Consider the following 18,223-nt stretch of genomic DNA (forward strand, 5'->3'; position numbering starts at 1 on the left):
GCTAAAAACTGAATCTACTGGTTTATTTCTGCAGAGTTGCTTTCAATATAATTGTTTGCCTGTTGGATTAACGTATATATCACTTCTTTTACAGGCTTTTCTTTATCAACCATGCCAACGCTCTGACCTGCCATTAAAGATCCCGTTTCAACATCTCCTTCAATTACCGCTCTTCTTAAAGCTCCAGCCCAGAATTTTTCTATTTCAAGTTGCCCATCTTCTTTTGAGATCTGCCCCTTTTGGTATTTATCAATAACTTCTCTTTGGTGCTTCATAAAATCATCGCTTGCTTTGTTGGCTATGGCTCTTACAGGAATCACAGGAAAATCAGCACTTATTTGTACAGAAGACACCGCATTCCGCGCGGCTGACTTAATAAATACTTCCTTAAAATTTTTGTGAGCAATTGACTCATTCGTGCAGACAAATAATGTACCTATTTGACAGCCACTTGCCCCCATTTCTAGGTAATTCACTATCATTTCACCTCTTCCTATTCCACCTGCAACAAACACTGGCACTTGCTCGTTTTTAAAGTTAGGCAATATTTCTTGTGCGAGAACTGAAGTGCTAACTGGCCCTATATGTCCACCTGCTTCCATCCCTTCTATGATTAATGCATCTACCCCCATTTTCGCTAACCTCTTTGCAAGGCTTAACGACGGTGCGAAACACATTACTTTAGTACCTACATTCTTGATTTTTTCTATACTAGACTTTGTTGGTAGTCCCCCGGCAAGTACTATATGGCTTACTTTCGTTTCAATACACACATCTATCAACCCGCTCAAGTTTGGGTGCATAGTAATTAGATTTACGCCAAACGGTTTGCTAGTTAATTTCTGCGTCTCTACGATTTCTTTTTTCAGTAAGTCTGGAGATATGGCACCGCATGCAATCACACCAAAACCACCAGCGTTTGAGATTGCCGAAACTAAATTTCTTTCTGAAACCCAGCTCATAGCACCACCCATTATCGCAAATTCACTACCGAGGAAACTCGTTCCTTTTTTCCAGAGGCTACTTAACATATAATCTATATAATGCGTTTAAAAATGTTTTGTTTGTCTATAAATGTGTGTTTTAAAGCAGCAAGTATATGCAAGGTTATAAAGAATATTATAAAGTATGCAAGCATCGAATGTAGTCCATTGGCTGCATTAGCTAGCTCTTTGTTTTTACTGATTAACAAAGGAATATAAAAAGGATATTTAATCTTTATACCAGAAGCAGAAGACATGACATAACCAGACATCGGTATCAGTATCATTAAAAAATATAAACAAAAGTGCACTGTTTTGCTCGAATTGATCTCAAATCGAGAGAAATTTGCTGGAAGTGGCGGAACGCAGGTAAAGACACGAAAAAATATACGTACTGCGACTAATCCAAGGATAGTGATACCACAAGCCTTATGAATAGCATATATGCTGAATTTAATTTCACTGCTAATCGGTAAGCTTTTCATGTAAAACCCAGAACAAAGCATAACAATGATAAAAACAGCCATTAACCAATGGATAACCCTTAACCCTAAATTATATTTTTCCATTTTGAAAGTAGAACTTATATATAGTAGAAAAACTATTTTTCAACCAAAATAATTTATACAAAATCTTGCTGCCTTAATCAACATTCGCGCACGTAAACATAGACCCATAGAAATCAAGCGGCTGCTAAACGAGGCTAAAAACCACTTGACAAATTTGGGTAGGGTCAAGGACTGGCGCGCCTATTGATGGCTATTCCATCACATTCATGATGGCCATATGTCTAGGAGATACAAGTTCTTTATATTCCACAGCTTGTTTTACCACTTTACTGAGCGCTTTGCTCCTGTTCTGCATTTTATAGTTTATGTTAATTACACTTGCCTTTTTTAAAAGGCATGTTTTCATTAAACAAGCAAACTGTATTTGATCCGTTTCTTAAAGTAAACACAGAGCCTACTCTTTCGATTATAAGATAATCATCAACTGTACGAAAATTTACTATAGATTCGTACCCTGCGGGGTCAACCATAAAAACCGCTGGAAAATTGGAACTTGTCTTGTTGAATTGTAGATATGTGAATTTTCCGTCATCAAAGACTTTAGTTGGTATTATTGATTGGCTGCCCTTAACGTGTGAAATGGAATAATTAAAATTTAAGCCTTTTTTTACAACCTCAATATCATTTATATCAGGAATAGTGGTATGACTAGTTTGTGCAAGGATGTCACCATTATTGGTTGCGAAGATTTCGTCACTATTAAATAGTGGATAAAGAAACCTTACTTCATATGCTAACCTTGGATCATCTAGTCCAGTTGCTTCCTCAGCGTGAAGTTCAAAGTAATAAACTCTTTTATTAGTAATTACGGTTGCATTAGTATCGGCGATATCATCTATAGGTTTAATAAATAACCTGTTACCTTGAGGAACGAGCTGCCAACCGGTTGGATCACCCATTGAAAGGTTTTGTATTTCTTCACCTGGTTCAAACAGTATGCTGGATTGGTAACCATAAAAACATGTGTACTTATGTATAGCCTGTGGATTATAATTCATTACCTTTATGTGATTATCTGCAGCTATTGAACGTGGTTCCTGTTTTGCGAGTGCATCGCCACTACAAAAAAAACAATAGCACGGCAAACAATAAGTTAATCATAACATTAAAATTATACACCAACCATCATTTTATCATTGAGAAGCATTCACTGCAACTGTTAAGGCTTCAAACTCACCGATTAAAGTTCTTATGTCTTTTGGTAGATCAGATTTGAATTCTACATATTCGTTACTTTTTGGGTGGTATAATCCTAGCTTATAGGCATGTAATGCTTGTCTGTTAAAGGTGCGAATAAAATCAGAATTTTTGGCATGTTTTGCACTTTTGCTACTATTTTTCCCGTAAACTTGGTCACCAACAATAGAATGGCCTATGTGGCTCATATGTACTCGAATTTGGTGTGTCCTACCTGTTCCTAAAGTGCATTTAACCAGGCTTGCTTGTCCCACAACTTTCTGCACTGAATAATGAGTGATTGCCAATTTTCCCGTTGTTTTTGTCACGCACATCATTTCTTTATTACCACGCTTTGGAGCAATATAGGTCTTTATTGTTCCTTGTTGAGTGAGAAATGTTCCCCAGACTACTGCTAAGTATTCCCGCTTTATTTTACGATTTGATAGTAATTCAGACAAAAAACTATGGGCTTCCTCATTTTTTGCAATTACCATTAGCCCGCTAGTATCTTTATCGAGTCTATGAACAATTCCTGGTCTTACGTGGGTTTTACCAAGGTGAGCGATGACTGCATTCAAAAGCGTATCATTATTTGTCCCAGCACCTGGATGTACCGTTAATCCGCTTTGTTTACTCAGAACTATAATGTTCTCATCTTCATAGATAATATCAAGTTTTATGTCATAATTAGACTCAATTGACGTGAATATGTCAGGTTGAACGAGATGTACTATATACTCTTCACCTGATTTTACTATGTGATCATTATTAATTATCGGTGTGCCAAGTAATTTTACCTGCTCATTCTGTATTAGTCTTTGAGCTTTACTGCGTGACATGTTGCATTTTTCAGCTATATAGGTGTCTAACCTTAATTTTTTCTCATCACTATTAATGTTTAAGGTTACTTCTAAGTGGTCTATAACAACTACCCCGCGCAAGCTACTTTAAATGCTGCTTGAATATTTTGATCTACAAAATCAACTTTTGTACTAGGAAGATCACCTTGTTTTTTAATATGGCAAATTGTCTGGGAACCGTCTTTCCAGTGTATTATTATCTTGTTGTTAAAATTCCGCAACGTCGTCTTTTCTCCCAGCTTAATGGATTCTAATATGTAATATAAAAATTCACTTGGCTTGCCGTTGATTTTTTCTTGCCGTTCATCTGTTTTTTCTTGTTCCCTATTTATCTTTCCTTGCTCAGCAAGCTCTTTCTCTAAGTCTTTTTCTCTTTGTGTTAATTCGTTACTTTCTTTTTGTAACTCCAGAGCTTTAACCCTTTTACGTCGTTCTTTTACTTCACTTTCTAATGGATTAGCGGTGTTATCTTCATTTTCGGAAGGAGAACTACGACCATTATCAGGTATAGTAGTGTCATTTTTAGTTTTGGAACCAGATCCAGTTGTTTGCTCATCCTCTTTGTTTTGAGATCGTATACTCGGCCATACCCATGAAATGCACGCTTTCAGGGTCAAGTTATTCACAGTATTTGTTACTGCAACTGCTGCATCTTTAACGGCATTTGTTGTACCATTAGCATCTATTGTATTCAATTCTTCCTTTACACTTTTTTCAATCCCCTTAAACAAACAATTCGCGTCTTTTCTTGCTCCATCAACATTTCCTTTTATATTTTCCCCTACATCATTAAGCACTTCTTCAACCTTAGCCTTTGCGGGTTTTAGAAAGCTATTATCAACTAACTTCAATATTTGTGATTGAACATCATTCTCCTCTTTACTTTCAAATTTGTTTTCCATTACTGATACAACACTACCTTTTCTACATGGAAGTAGAATATCTAAGTTATTGAATTTTTTAACAGTATTGCATGCGTTATTTACTTCATTACTTTTTAATTTGCTTAATGTTATGTATATACCAACGATAGTAATAATGCCTACTGCTGCAATAAAAGTCCATTCTTTCCAACCTCAGACATGAACAAAGCCGAATTTTGCCAATGCACCAGCTACAATTAGACCACTAAGTACATATGGCACAGTAAGCAGAATAATTTTATTCCTGTTCTCTTGTCTTTTGTTTTCCAATGTTTCTCCCTGTTTTTCGGAAATTGGTAAAACTATAGAAAAATTTTCTTTTTTGTTGCCTATAAGGCTCGTGTCTGGAACAATCTCTATTGTTGATGCATTCTGAGCAATCTCATTTATTCCATCACTTTCTCCGCCTCTAATCTTTATATCTATTGTATTCTTACCATTTTTTATTTCATCTTTGATCTCTTGTTTATGTATATGTTTTATAACAAGAGAAACTAATAAAATTATTCCAAGAATAACAGAAGCAAGAGCATAGGCCGGCATTAATTGTGAATTATAGATGTCTGTGATATAACTCAAATTATTATGAGTTATTATTACCGCAGCAATATAAGCAAAAGAAAATTGAAGCCAAGTATTAACAGCCGCTATAGGTAGAGTGTTATTTACAGAATATTTCTTTGTTGCACGCCACATTTGGGTAGGGTACCCAATAACATCATCTATTTTGGTGTTACTGTGATTTAGATTAATACTTAAAGGATTTCCTTTAGCATCTGAAAACATAAACTTTCTTATATCTTAACTAAGTTAATTATGTATTATTAACACTTTAAAATCAAGCTTTTTGACTCAAAGACACGTGCCAAGGTCGGTTAGAACGCACTTTATTAATCTTTATGTCACTATTTGTCAGCCAAATTGAATGTGCACCATGTGTTTTTAAATTAGTATACCTGATAGTTTTAGTGTTACAAACTGGATAGGCAAATTTACTTAATTGAATTATTAAATCAACTTTATCACAATTTTCTATATCTTCTTTTTTATAAGCAAACAATACTGATTTATTATTCCCTTTATTATATATGCAGCCATACTTTGGCCTTTTGTCTGAGTTATTGTATTTGGCGTGATTCAAAATTTGACTCTGCCCGTTTTGCTTTGCCCACGTTCTGACAACAAAGTTCCTATTTTTTCTAGTGAGAGAATATAGTAAGTTGTCATTTTCTTTTACAGCGATATTGTCAGCACTGACTAGAATATCAGGAGTTCTATACACAGCGCTGAAGAAAATACCCAGCACAATAAAGAAAATTCCAAAGAAGCGCCAATTTCGCTCCCACAAGCACAGCCACAACAACCCAAATGTTATGATAATAATTGATGATGCAGGAAAAGTGCGAATAGGGATAATCAAATACTTAAGACTGGCGATTGCATTTGTTATATACAAAACACTGTCAATTGGACGTTCTATAAATGGTGCTATAATCCACTCAATACCTAAAGGAATTAACAAAACATAAATTATTCCAAGTGGAATGATAACTAATGTAACTATTGGTATAGCAACTAAATTTGTGATGATGCCACTGATTGAAAGATAGTTAAAATTGTATATTGTATACGGAACAGTCGCTAAACTTGCTATTACTGAACTGATCATTATTGATACAAAATATTTTATTATTTTTATTTTGAATAATTTGTTAGCATTAATCTGATAACTAGCAACCAGTGCCAAAACAGCGGAAAATGACATCTGAAAGCCTGGCTTTAAGATTGCTTCTGGTTCTACTATGAGTATCACTGAGGCAGCAAACGCAATTGCTATTAATCCTCGGTATTTCCTCTCTATCATTATTGCAATAAGTACCAAGATCACCATAATATACGCGCGCTGAGCAGAAATTTGCATACCAGTGATCAATAAATAAAACGTGGTTGGCAAAATAGTAAGAAATGCGGATATCTTCTTGGTGTTATACTTAAGGGTCAAAGTTTCAGATGTTGCAAATAAATTACGAAATACTATAAAAAATAGACCAGCAATAAATGATAGATGTAAACCAGATATAGCAAACAAATGTGCTATGCCTGAATTCCGTATCGCATCCATAGTTTTTTGATCTATTCCGTCTTTTTTACCAATCAGTAACGCGGAGATTATGTCCGCATGTGGTTTTTTGATGTTTCGCTGCAGATTTTCATAGATATATTGACGGAGAGATTCTATATACTCTTGAAATTTCCTTGCTTCAGCCTTTTTATATAGAGCTACTTTATTTGTTGCGAAACCTGTAGCACTTATTTTCTGGTAATATGCTATTCTTGCGAAGTCATATGCGTACTCTGAAGGTGCAATTTTGGGAGGAAAAAGCTTTGCTGATAATTTTACTTGATCACCTATTCTAATACCTTTTTCCACTTTCGTTCTAACTGATATTCTTATGTTATCTAAAGCAATGTGGGCAGTTTGAGTGAAAGGGGAGGTGGTGGAAGGCTCTAGCAAGAATTGTTTGTATGAGCCCTTGTCGTTAATATCCTTCACTGTAGCAACCATATCTTTTACGTACTTCTCTTTGTCGAGAATTTGAGTGTCAACTAAAGCTGTTCTAAGCTTGCTGGCTGTAAATCCTATGAGCACTGCAATTAAAGCGATACATAACATCGCGTACCTTTTATACAATATTGCAATCAGAATTAGTGTAGGTAAGAGCAGAAGAAAAGCAGACATAGTAAAAACGCAGCTTGGTTCAGAACTTAAAGAGAAATAAATTAAGATTCCTACACACTGAAAAACAGGAAACCACAGTATCAAGTTATATTTTTCATTGCGTAGGTTATTGCGTATATAACTAACTATTATGTCAAGGAAAGTTAATAAATACACAACTATGGGGTGATTTTATTCTTTTATTTTCTATTATTGTATATATAATAACTAAATAAACAACGACGCGGGATGGAGCAGCTCGGTAGCTCGTCAGGCTCATAACCTGAAGGTCGTAGGTTCAAATCCTACTCCCGCAACCATTTTTATAGCTGTACGAACATTGAACTGCCAAACTCTAGTAGCCCCTTTCTTGTCATTCCAATGCCTTCAATGATGTCATCCCAGTACTGGGATCTCATTCCAGTCATCCTTCTCCTGTCATCCAAGTAGCCTCTTTCTTGTCATCCCAGTACTGGGATCTAGTGTAGTGATAAATATTTAAAAAATTTACTAAATCAAAAAAAAGGCAAAAGAATCCCCGTGGGTGGCTAGTTATTTACATTTAACTTTCAAACATGGCGTTCTCTTATTCTAAACGTCTAATAACTGCGACTCAGCCGCTTTTGAGCTACAATTAGTCTCAATTATAAACGTTAAGAAATTTACTAAACAGAAAAAAAGACAAAAGAAACCTAGGGCAGCTAGTTATTCACTATCATTTTATCAGTTGGCGTTTTTTAATCTTTTTAAGCGCCCAAATAGGCGCAATTTACAGCACTAGTCGATAATGTAGACAACAATGTAAAAGACATGAGGTGCACATAATGCAAAAAATTAAACATGAGACGCCAGATATACTAAGTTTTTTTGTCGTTTAATCTGTACAGAGAAGATAAATAATTAGCTTCATTGTCATTATAATGAGATTGGCGGGGGTTGTCAAGGAGTTTTTAGTCCCGTTTCTGTGGTTTGAAAAATCTAAAGCTACTGGATGTTCTTACTGTTTAAAGCAGCTCCACAAAATCTCTCCACTCAGAAACATTAAAACATGTTTTTAAACTTTTGCCAAAACCCTGGTTTATTATCATTAACCTTTATGAATGCTACATTTAAACTGTATTTTGGATCATTTGGCACATCATATCTAATGTTAAGCGCTGAAACTTTGTTGTTATTATAAGTACAAATATCATCATACGATAACTTTGTCGTGTAGCACTTTACACGCTTTTGCTTGTCATACACTATAGAACCTGATTCCCCTTCTAGTTCTACAAATTTAGCTTTTTTCTGACATTCTTTTATTTTTATCAAATCCTTATCCAGTAATATTGAAACAGGCAGCGTATTCCCAGCATATTCTTTAGCTAAATTTTCACTTTGAGGATACATCTTTATCTCCCTGCCATAATGCGAATCCATAAAATTGTCAGTATAGAACTTAGCATGTACACACTCATTAGTGGCATAAGGCACACCGCCATAATTGCATTGAACTTTATAGTCCCCTACTCCGTTATTATGAAAAAATCATGAACGGTAGTATAACTACCAGCAGCATCATTTATGTAATCCATTACTGAACCCTTAAAACTTTTAATTTATCGTACTATATGTAATTACATCAATCAACTAGAAAACTTTTTTTAAGTGTTTAGGGAATATATTGATAAGATTGTAACATCCGCATCTCCCAATTTTTCAAATACTGCTGGACTAATTCAGGATAGTTTTCAATAATTAATAAATTTTCAGCATTCCCTTTTTCAGCTGTCTTACTGAGGTTAAACGACCCTGTAATAACCTTTTGATTATCGATAATGATTACCTTATTATGAGCAATTTTTGGCTTATCATCAATCCAAACTGGTATTCCACTTGCAAACAATCCATTTATTACACTGTATTTTGAGTGGAGCTGCGATTTGTCTAAGATAACTCTAACATCGACACCACGTTCTTTAGCATTAATCAAAGATTTTGCGACTGTGCCAAGAGTAAATGTATATTCCTGAACTAAAATAGATTCCTTAGACCGGTCTATCTCACTTATTATCGGTATAGCACAATCTTCCTCAGGTGAGAAGCAAACCGTAGCTTTTGGGCATGGCGAAAATACGTGACCCGTATAGTAATACAAAGAAACACATGCCAACAGAAATAAAAGATATAAAAGCCTCACAACTCACCACCTGAATATATGGTGATAAGCTATATCATAGTTTAATTATCTGTCAATCCATATTCCTCCCACTTTTCCGTAATTTTTCTTACTATTTCCTCATTCATTTCAATTTTCTTTCCCCATTCTCGTTTGGTTTCAGGTGGGATTTTATTTGTCGCATCAAATCCCATTTTACCTCCAAGGCCACTTTCAGGAGAGGCAAAATCTAAATAATCAATTGGTGCATTCTCTATCATAATTGTATCACGCACGTGGTCCATTCTCGTTGATATTGCCCACATTACCTCTTTCCAATCACGTATATTTATATCATCGTCAACAACTATAATAAATTTTGTGTATAAAAACTGTTTTAGAAAAGAGAGTATGCCCATAACAACTCTTTTCGCGTGTCCGGGATAAGATTTTTTTGATCGACACTACTGCTATTCTATAGGAACAACCTTCTGGCGGTAGATAAAAATCCACTATCTCTGGAAATTGATTGATAAGAATGGGCACAAAAATTTCGTTGAGTGCTTCACCAAGAATCGATGGTTCATCTGGTGGCTTGCCAGTAAAAGTGCTGAGATAAATTGGGTTTTTACGCATTGTAATTGCCGTAATGTCAAATTCTGGAAATTGCTCAACAGAATTGTAGTAACCGGTGTGATCTCCGTATGGCCCTTCATCTTGGTATCTATCCAAACTTACATAGCCTTCCAAAACGATTTCCGCGTGAGCCGGCACTTGAAGTGGTATAGTTTTACAGTTTACAAGTTCAAGCGGCTTCCTTCGCAGCAGTCCAGCAAATTGGTATTCTGACAATGTTTCTGGTACTGGGGTCACCGCGGCAATAAGCGTTGCAGGATCACTACCGATCACAGCAGCAGCAGGAAATTTCATATCCTACCTCTTCTCCTTCCAACGTTTATGGTGACCTGCTCCTCCACGATGTGCAAGCCAGCGCATTAGAGTCGTTTTTTATCCACGACCTGCATACGATATATTCCAAGATTGAAATTATCTTGTTTGTCTTTTGTTGGGCCTTTTGTTACTACAACCGGCCAGGTGATTAGCGGTGCAGGCTCATTTGGCCAGCATGTTTGAATAGGTAGCAAGCCAAGATCTACTTCATCTCCAGTTAGCACCACCTCTTGACATGGAGCCTTCTTTACTACCTTACTTCGCATTGATAACACGACTTTTAACAGAGGAAACATTTTTATTGCATCCTTAAAGTTCCTTGGTGGCTCAGGAGACTGCAAAAATGCTAGAAGCTTACCAAGATCCCTCAATTCATTAGGATTTATACCAAGCCCCGATGCAATTCTTTCAATAGTGCCAAATAAATTTACCAGAACTGGAATCGTGCTTTTACCATTTTCTGTGACAACATTTTCAAAAATTATAGCTGGTCCCTTGTTTGACAAGACTCTACGGTGAATTTCTGTCATTTCAAGAACAGTTGAAACCTCTTTCTTAATCCTAATTAGATCTTTTTTTTCTTCTAAGGCTTTAATGAAGTCGCGTAAGTTGTTGTACATAGCTCAAAACAAGTCTTCCAGCGTAATTACATGATATATCGTATCTTTTAGATATTGGTTCTCAAAAGCTCCATTTGCAGCAATTAATACCCAGAATATCTGTTTTTTTGACTTCGCTTTTTCTCTATAAACTGTTTCTTTTCTCTTTAATTGTTCAACAAATTCCTTTGTTACTGCATAAGGTTTATCGCTATACTTTATTTCACACAGCATTGTACATCCATCTTCTCGATCGAAAACTAGATCTATTTGAGCACCAGATTCTTTAATGTTAATCTATGGGTGATATTGCCAATCTCCACATATGACTGCTATATGCTCTACATTTAATTTCCTTCTAATTACATTAGCGTGTTTAAAACACACTGCTTCAAATGTTTGCCCTGTCCATGTTTGCCAGGCTGGTTTCTTTATTGCTAGCTCCCAATAGTGAGCATCACTTATTATTGCCCTTTTTGTTACTTCCTTAACCGGTTCAATCCACGTTAAATAAAATAATACATATTCGTCAATTATTCTGTAATATACTCCTCTTTTCGCTTTACTCAGTGGTAAAAAACCACCAATAAATCCTGCTTCTTCTAAACTCCTTAATCTAGTAGTTAAGCGACCACCTTCAGCGACTTTAGTTACTTTTATAAGTTCTTTTCTACTGATCCCTTTTGGCTTTTTTGCAATTGCACGAATAATGTTTAGATATGTCTCTGGCTCTTCATACAAAGAATGGAATAACATATCAAATTCATCAAATAGTAAACCATCCTCCTGAAAGCAGATCACATTAATATTTTGTGCTGCCGATAATCCTTTACTTACCTCCTTAAGATAATGTGGTATCCCTCCCATAGCCATATAGACCTGTAATATTTGCTGGCGATTAAGGTTGACTTCTAAATATCTTAGATATTCTTTAGTTTTGCGCAAGTTAAAAGGCTGCAAAGGTATTTTTGTAGTAATACGATTATGTAACCCCCCTTTACTATAAATTAAATTCTCTAACATCCAAGAAACCGCTGAACCACAAACAATCAAGATAAGTTTCTTTCGGTATGTCCAACGGGTATTCCAAAAATATTCTAATGCTTTTAGAAAACCAGATTTTTTTGTAGCTAGCCATGGTAGTTCATCAAAAAATAAAACAACTTGTTCATTCTCATGTGTGTTATCAATAGCAAGTGTTAACTGTTGTAATGCATCCATCCAATTTCCATCCAATCACTGGACCTTAGGAAAGCCTTCGACAGTGCAGCCATGAAGCTTTGTTACATGCCCTAAGGTCCAAGGGCTTGCCTGAGAGCTTCATCAATTATATCTCTTCCTTGTATGCCAACAATTCCATCAAGTTGTGCTTTAGGGACAAGGAATTGATATTCTTCTATGTGTCCTCTCCGTCTCGGAGATTGACGACTATGGTGCGCCACTTGGTACGTGATGAAGCCAGTCTTGTGCAGGTGGAATATGAATGGTTGGTCCAGTCCTTGATGTTGTCAAACCAGGTCAATCTCTGTCTTCCTCTTGATCTTGTACCCTCAATTCTTCCTTCCAAAAGTAGCCTTTGAATGTCATTTTTACGGATTATATGACCAAAATATCTGGTTTTTCTTTGCATTATGTGATTCATTATTTCTCTCTCAACTCCAGCCATCCTCAACACATCTTCATTGGTAATTCGTTCTTCCCAAGACACATGCATTGCTCTTCTAATAGTCCACATTTCAAATGCTTTGATTCTCTTTCTGATGTTTTTGCCCATTGTCCATGTTTCCATGCCATAAAGGGCAATTGGCCAGATGTAGCACTTGATTAATCTCAATCTTGTCTGTAAGGAGAGTTCTTTTGAGGTAAATAAGGATTTTCTTTTCATGAAATGTGTTCTGGCAAGGTTTAATCTTCGCTTTATTTCTTGATTACATCTTCCATCTGAACTGATGCAATGACCTAGGTAAATATAGCTACTGACATTTTCTATTTTATTTTCATCAGCTATTAGGGGTGAACTTGAAACTAATTTACTTTTTGAAATTATCATTGATTTAGTTTTTTTATAATTTATTTGAAGGCCAAAATTTTTTCCCCTAGAGTTTACTTCATCTAGCAAATTTTGTAGGTTTTCAAATGAATCAGATATTAAAACTGTGTCATCTGCATATCTAAGGTTTGTGATGTTCCTGCCTCCAACAACTATGCCACTGAAAGAATCAAGGTCTTTAAAAATTTCTTCACTATATAAATTAAACAAAAGTGGCGAAAGTACACAGCCTTGCCTGACACCTTTACCAATTTTGAAGTAATCTGACAGTTCTGAATCTATTTTAACAGCTGACTTTTGATTATTGTAAAGATTTATTAACAACCTAAGATCTTTTCCATCTATTGTAGATTTGCTTAAAATGTCAAAAAGCCTTTGATGATCCACATTATCAAAAGCTTTTGTGTAATCAATGAAACAGATATAAATATCTTTGTTTACTTCCAGTCCCCTTTCTATTATTGATCTAAAGTTGAAAATGCTCTCCCTGGTACCTTTATCTTTTTGAAAGCCAGTTTGAGTGTCACTAATTTCATTTGTTTTTTGAGTGATTCTATTCAATATAATTTTTAAAAGAATTTTTGTCATATGGCTCATAATGCTAATTTGTCTAAAGTCATCACATTCTAAGGAATTAGGTTTTTTAGGAATATTTATAAATATTGATTTGCAAAGGTCATCAGGAAGTTGGCCACTATTGTAAATCAAATTAAATATATCAACTATTTCATTAATAAGGCTTACTTCAAATGTTTTTAGCATTTCAATAAAAATTTGATCAGGTCCAGGTGTCTTGCCAGATTTCATTTGTTTAATTGCATGCATAACTTCTTCTTTAGTTATTGTAGGCCCATCTAGATTGTAATCAATATTAATATTTTCCACTCTGCCTTTATATAAATTTTTTATGTGGGTTGTCCATCTATTAATAATTTCATTCTTTTCTAGTAGCACATTTCCTTTAGGGTCCTTTATTCCTCTGTTTCCGTTGTATATTTTTTTCTTTCCTGTAAGTTCCTCAATTTTTCTGAAAACATTGTAGTTGTTATTTTGTTTTTGGAGATCTTCTATTTCTTTACATTTATTATTATACCATTCTTCTTTGGCTAATCTGCACCTGTATTTGATGTTCTTGTTTAAATAATGATATTCTGGTCTATTTTTGTTTTTATATCTTTTTCTTAGTTTCATAAGATTTAGAATTTCTTCAGTCATCCAATCTTTTTTGTACTGACTAGTCCTTTTACTCAAAGTTACTTCTGCTGCCTCTTTTAGTGTGTTCTTTACATTAAGCCATTTCAATTCAATTAAATTAGGATCAGAAATGGATGGGAGATTGGTGGAATTTTCATTTAATATTTCAAATCTATTTTTGACCTCAATGGTGAATTTTTCTAAAGTGTCTGTATCTTTTAATTTTCCAATGTCGAATATGTTTGGTTCTTTTCTTTTTGTAACTCTTTTCAATTTGATATTTAATTTAGAGACTACAGGATTATGATCAGAGCTAATATCTGCACCTGGGTAAGTTTTGGTTTGAATTAAGCTGTTTTTGAATCTATTTTTAATGAGGATATAATCTATTTGGTTTCTTATTGTATCATCTGGATTTTTCCAGGTATATAACTTACGGGGATGATGCTTGAAAAGTGTGTTTGCTACTACTAATTCATTTTCGCTGCAGAATTGTATAAGTCTTGATCCTCTTTCATTTCTTTCTCCCAAACCATACTTTCCTATTAAGTTTTGATACGGCTTATTTCCAATTTTTGCATTAAAGTCACCCAAAATTATCAAGAAATCTTGACTTTTCAGGTGCTTTAATGCAGATTGTATTTTTTCATAAAATAATTCAATTTCATCATCATCGTGGTCAGAGGTTGGAGCATAGACTTGCAGTATAGCAAGGTTGAAGGGCTTGGCTGCAATTTTTGCTAGGATCATTCTGTCATCAATAGGCCACCATCCCAGCAAACATTGAGCCACTTTCTTTTTCATTGCAATTCCCACTCCTCTTTCATGCCTATCACCTCCAGAGTAGAAGAACTCGTATCCCTTTCTGGTGATCTTTCCACATTCTGTCCACCTCACCTCGCTAATACCTGCAATGTCTATGTCCATTGAATGTAGCTCTTCAACAAGGTTGTCCAGCTTACCTGGTTGAAAAAGTGTGCGGACATTCCAAGTTGCAACTTTTAAGACTTGGCCTCTTGTGTTAAAGGAGAATTTGTCTGATAAAGACCTTCCCGAGGGCTTTGAGCTCCGCCAGTGCCGGTCCCAAGCCCGGATCAAAAAGGAGGAGGGGGAGGAGTAACAACCTCGTTAAAAAACCTAGGTTCAGCTGGCCCGGCTGATAGCACCTAGTAAGGGTCCCTACCTGGGGTTACAGGCGAAGACAATGGCGGAAGATCCTCTTTATGGACAACGGCAAGTCTTCTCACCTTCTTGCTTGACGTCTGTTCTCCATGTTAGGAGCGGTCAAGAACGGCGTCTGTTCTCCATGTTAGGAGCGGCCGATTTCATAATAAAGGCATGCTTGGAGGCCTCAAGATGGCAGCCCCACCACCAAGCTAGACTGCAGTTGGCCAGTAACCAGCTCAGTTGAACCACTTCTTACTACAAAGACTCATAGACGTGATAAAAGGACAGCACCTCCGGAGGATGGACCAGCCTGGAATTCAACATCGAAAAGGACACGGAACAAAAAAAGGCAAAACAACGGAAAAACTCCCACTGGAAAATAGCTACTTGGAATGTCCGAAGCATCCACCACAAACTTCAAGAACTGGATCAAGCCTTAGAGGAGCGAGGAGTACAAATAGCAGTGATCACCGAGACAAAGAAAAAACAAAAAGGAACTGATGAATCCGAAAACTACATTTACATCTACAGCGGTGTGAAGAAAGAAGAAAGGGCAAAATCTGGAGTGATGATATTTGTCCATAAGCAATTAAGGAAAAATATCATCCATTATAACTACTGGAGTGACAGAATAATAGAAATAAGATTAAAAATTAACAGAGGATACCTAACAATAATTGGCGTATATGCTCCAGAAGAAGGTAGAATAGAAGACTCCGACGAATTTTATAAACAACTACAGAGAATTAAGGATAAAATAAACCCAAATGATCACTTATTAATTATGGGCGACCTAAATGCAAGAATTGGCAATACCCCACATAGACCGAACATTGGAAATGTAGGTGAACCAACCTGCAACAGAAATGGAAACATTCTCAGAGATTTCACACTATACAATAATTTAAAAATAATGAACTCACAATTTAAACATAAGGATATTCATAGATTTACCTGGGAAGCGAGAGGATATAAGAGCATTATCGACTATATAATTTCCAATATGAAAATGTCTGAAATGATAATAGATACAAGAGTATTTAGAGGATCAGAGATAGATTCAGACCATCATTTGTTAATTGGAAAAATCAAATGGACACCAAGATGGAAAAAAACTAATAAATTAAGCCAAAATACAAAATCAGAACACTACAGAGTCAGTTTGCTAGAGGATGAAAGCATTAAAGGCCTTTATCAGAAAAGAATTGAAGAATGGATGAGGGAGAGAGAGGAAGTCAGAAGCATAGAAGAAGAATGGACTAATCTGAAGACTATTATAGACAAAGCTGCTAAAGAAAGTCTGGGAATGAAGAGGAGTTGGATGAGAAAAAGAGGAATTAGGAACTGGGATGATGAGATAAAACATGTAATTGAAGAAAAGAAGAAGGCTTATAGAAATTGGCTGAATCAAAAAACAATTGAGTCAAAAATAGAATATAACAGGAAAAGAGCATTAGCAAAACAAGCATGCAGAAAGAAAAATAGAGAATCATGGGATCATTTTGTAACAAAACTTGAAAGAGATTGCACTTTAAAAAGACCTAATACATATAAAATCCTAAAAAGTTTAAATAGAGAAACTAAAGAAAATGCAGATATTAACATCATCAAAACCGATACCTGGCTAGATTACTATCAGAAGTTGTGGTATGATGAAGATGAACATCTTACAGCATTTCATTACAGCAGCACAATCCAAACTGAACATATAACAATGGAAGAACTGAAAGATGCAATAAATCAAACTAGAACAGGAAAGTCTCCAGGAGAAGATGGAATATATGCAGAGTTGATTAAATATGCAGGAACACAATTTTATAGAAGACTACTTAACTTTTACAACCTAATATGGAATGAGGGAATATGTCCACAAGACTGGAACAGAGCTCTAATAATCCCTATACACAAACGAGGACCTAAATCTGACTGCAATAATTACCGAGGCATAAGCTTACTTAATACTGGTTATAAGATCTATGCTAAAATCCTGAATAATAAATTGAGAAGCATAACAGAATCAAAACTTGGTGAAGAACAAAATGGTTTTAGAAAGGGAAGATCTTGTATAGACCCAGCATTTACCCTGAAAATTCTAATAGAAAAACACAGAGAGTTTAACATTGAGACTCATATAGCTTTTATAGACTACATTAAGGCCTTTGATAAAGTCCTCCGAGGCAAACTTTGGGATATACTAAAAGAATTAGAAATTCCCTCAAACCTTCACAAAGCAATAGTTAATCTATATCAAGATAATAAAATAGCAATAAAAAATAATGGCAAAATTTCAGATTGGAAACCTATTAACAGGGGAGTACGCCAAGGGTGCCCTCTTTCCCCACTTTTATTCAATTTATATATAGAGAGCATATTAAAGAAATGGAAAGAAATAAACACAGGAGGTTTTAAAATTAACAGAAAAATAAATCTAAATACACTACTTTTTGCAGACGATCAAATAATAATAGGAAATAGTGAAACCGAATTACAAAGGTCAATTTTCAAATTAACTAATATAATTAAAGACTACGGAATGGAAATTTCAATAGAAAAAACAAAAGTGATGGCCTTCTTGGGCAATGATCCAGTACGAAGTAAAATAGTTATTAACAATAGAATAGTTGAACAAGTAAACAAGTTTAAATATTTAGGATGTACCTTATCATACGAAGATGAAATAGATATAGAAATAAAACTAATGAATTATACAAAAATTACAGGACTCATCAACAAAGTTTTCAAACCCAATCAAGTACAAAAACATACAAGAACCAGAATATACAACACAATAGCCAAACCAACTTTACTATATGGGAGTGAAACCTGGACTCAAAAAAAAGAAAGATGAATCAAGGATTACAGCCGCAGAAATGAGATTTTTACGTAAAA

General features: G+C 35.2%; 14 protein-coding genes, 1 tRNA gene and 2 pseudogenes. 2 read left to right on the forward strand and 15 right to left on the reverse strand.

Going from position 1 to position 18,223, the window contains the following annotated elements:
• Positions 1-14 precede the first annotated feature (14 nt).
• From HET73_RS00255 to HET73_RS00280, 7 genes and pseudogenes are all read right to left on the reverse strand, one after another.
• Complete coding sequence (locus tag HET73_RS00255) at positions 15-1,031, reverse strand: NAD(P)H-dependent flavin oxidoreductase (protein WP_174133852.1); 1,017 nt, start codon at positions 1,029-1,031, stop codon at positions 15-17.
• Between the two features lie 5 nt (positions 1,032-1,036).
• A complete protein-coding gene (locus HET73_RS00260) occupies positions 1,037-1,552 on the reverse strand; it encodes a cytochrome b (RefSeq protein WP_174133853.1) in 516 nt (171 codons plus the stop codon).
• 308 nt (positions 1,553-1,860) lie between these two features.
• Positions 1,861-2,653, reverse strand: a pseudogene (gene virB9 / locus HET73_RS00265) (P-type conjugative transfer protein VirB9).
• Between the two features lie 32 nt (positions 2,654-2,685).
• A complete protein-coding gene (locus HET73_RS00270; protein WP_218939283.1) occupies positions 2,686-3,672 on the reverse strand; it encodes an RluA family pseudouridine synthase in 987 nt (328 codons plus the stop codon).
• A complete protein-coding gene (locus HET73_RS07570; protein WP_246209509.1) occupies positions 3,660-4,493 on the reverse strand; it encodes a hypothetical protein in 834 nt (277 codons plus the stop codon). The genes HET73_RS00270 and HET73_RS07570 overlap by 13 nt, the downstream gene beginning before the upstream one ends.
• Positions 4,494-4,667: 174 nt before the next feature.
• On the reverse strand, positions 4,668-5,300 hold the full coding sequence (locus tag HET73_RS07575) for a hypothetical protein (protein ID WP_246209512.1): 633 nt from the start codon (positions 5,298-5,300) through the stop codon (positions 4,668-4,670).
• Positions 5,301-5,352: 52 nt separating this feature from the next.
• On the reverse strand, positions 5,353-7,386 hold the full coding sequence (locus HET73_RS00280; RefSeq protein ID WP_174133859.1) for a ComEC/Rec2 family competence protein: 2,034 nt from the start codon (positions 7,384-7,386) through the stop codon (positions 5,353-5,355).
• 90 nt (positions 7,387-7,476) lie between these two features.
• Here HET73_RS00280 and HET73_RS00285 point away from each other — a divergent pair.
• Positions 7,477-7,553: transfer RNA gene (locus HET73_RS00285), tRNA-Met, on the forward strand.
• A 3-nt stretch (positions 7,554-7,556) separates the two neighbouring features.
• Here HET73_RS00285 and HET73_RS08870 read toward each other — a convergent pair.
• The 8 genes and pseudogenes from HET73_RS08870 to HET73_RS00310 all read right to left on the reverse strand — a co-directional run bounded on the left by HET73_RS08870 (position 7,557) and on the right by HET73_RS00310 (position 15,265).
• Positions 7,557-7,679 (reverse strand): hypothetical protein, encoded by a 123-nt coding sequence (locus tag HET73_RS08870; RefSeq protein ID WP_255453346.1) that lies wholly within the window; start codon positions 7,677-7,679, stop codon positions 7,557-7,559.
• A 595-nt stretch (positions 7,680-8,274) separates the two neighbouring features.
• Positions 8,275-8,655: a hypothetical protein gene (locus tag HET73_RS00290; RefSeq protein WP_246209514.1), complete on the reverse strand. Its 381-nt coding sequence runs from the start codon at positions 8,653-8,655 to the stop codon at positions 8,275-8,277.
• Positions 8,656-8,887: 232 nt separating this feature from the next.
• Positions 8,888-9,415, reverse strand: a complete 528-nt coding sequence (locus HET73_RS00295) for a phospholipase D-like domain-containing protein (protein WP_174133855.1) — start codon at positions 9,413-9,415, stop codon at positions 8,888-8,890.
• A gap of 41 nt (positions 9,416-9,456) precedes the next feature.
• Positions 9,457-10,303, reverse strand: a pseudogene (locus HET73_RS09600) (UbiD family decarboxylase).
• 65 nt (positions 10,304-10,368) lie between these two features.
• Entirely contained in the window at positions 10,369-10,944 is a 576-nt protein-coding gene (locus tag HET73_RS09605; protein ID WP_369333893.1) for a UbiD family decarboxylase domain-containing protein, read from the reverse strand.
• A gap of 3 nt (positions 10,945-10,947) precedes the next feature.
• Positions 10,948-11,157, reverse strand: a complete 210-nt coding sequence (locus HET73_RS07580; protein ID WP_246209525.1) for a hypothetical protein — start codon at positions 11,155-11,157, stop codon at positions 10,948-10,950.
• A gap of 63 nt (positions 11,158-11,220) precedes the next feature.
• A complete protein-coding gene (locus HET73_RS00305; RefSeq protein ID WP_246209528.1) occupies positions 11,221-12,144 on the reverse strand; it encodes an AAA family ATPase in 924 nt (307 codons plus the stop codon).
• Positions 12,145-12,319: 175 nt separating this feature from the next.
• Positions 12,320-15,265 carry a reverse transcriptase domain-containing protein gene (locus HET73_RS00310; protein WP_174133856.1) on the reverse strand — a complete coding sequence of 982 codons (2,946 nt, stop codon included), beginning with the start codon at positions 15,263-15,265 and terminating at the stop codon, positions 12,320-12,322.
• Positions 15,266-15,713: 448 nt separating this feature from the next.
• On the opposite strand from HET73_RS00310, the gene HET73_RS00315 reads away from it, so the two are divergent.
• Entirely contained in the window at positions 15,714-18,182 is a 2,469-nt protein-coding gene (locus HET73_RS00315) for a reverse transcriptase domain-containing protein (protein ID WP_343033053.1), read from the forward strand.
• The last annotated feature ends 41 nt before the right edge of the window (positions 18,183-18,223 follow it).

Source organism: Wolbachia endosymbiont of Atemnus politus (genome assembly GCF_013309895.1).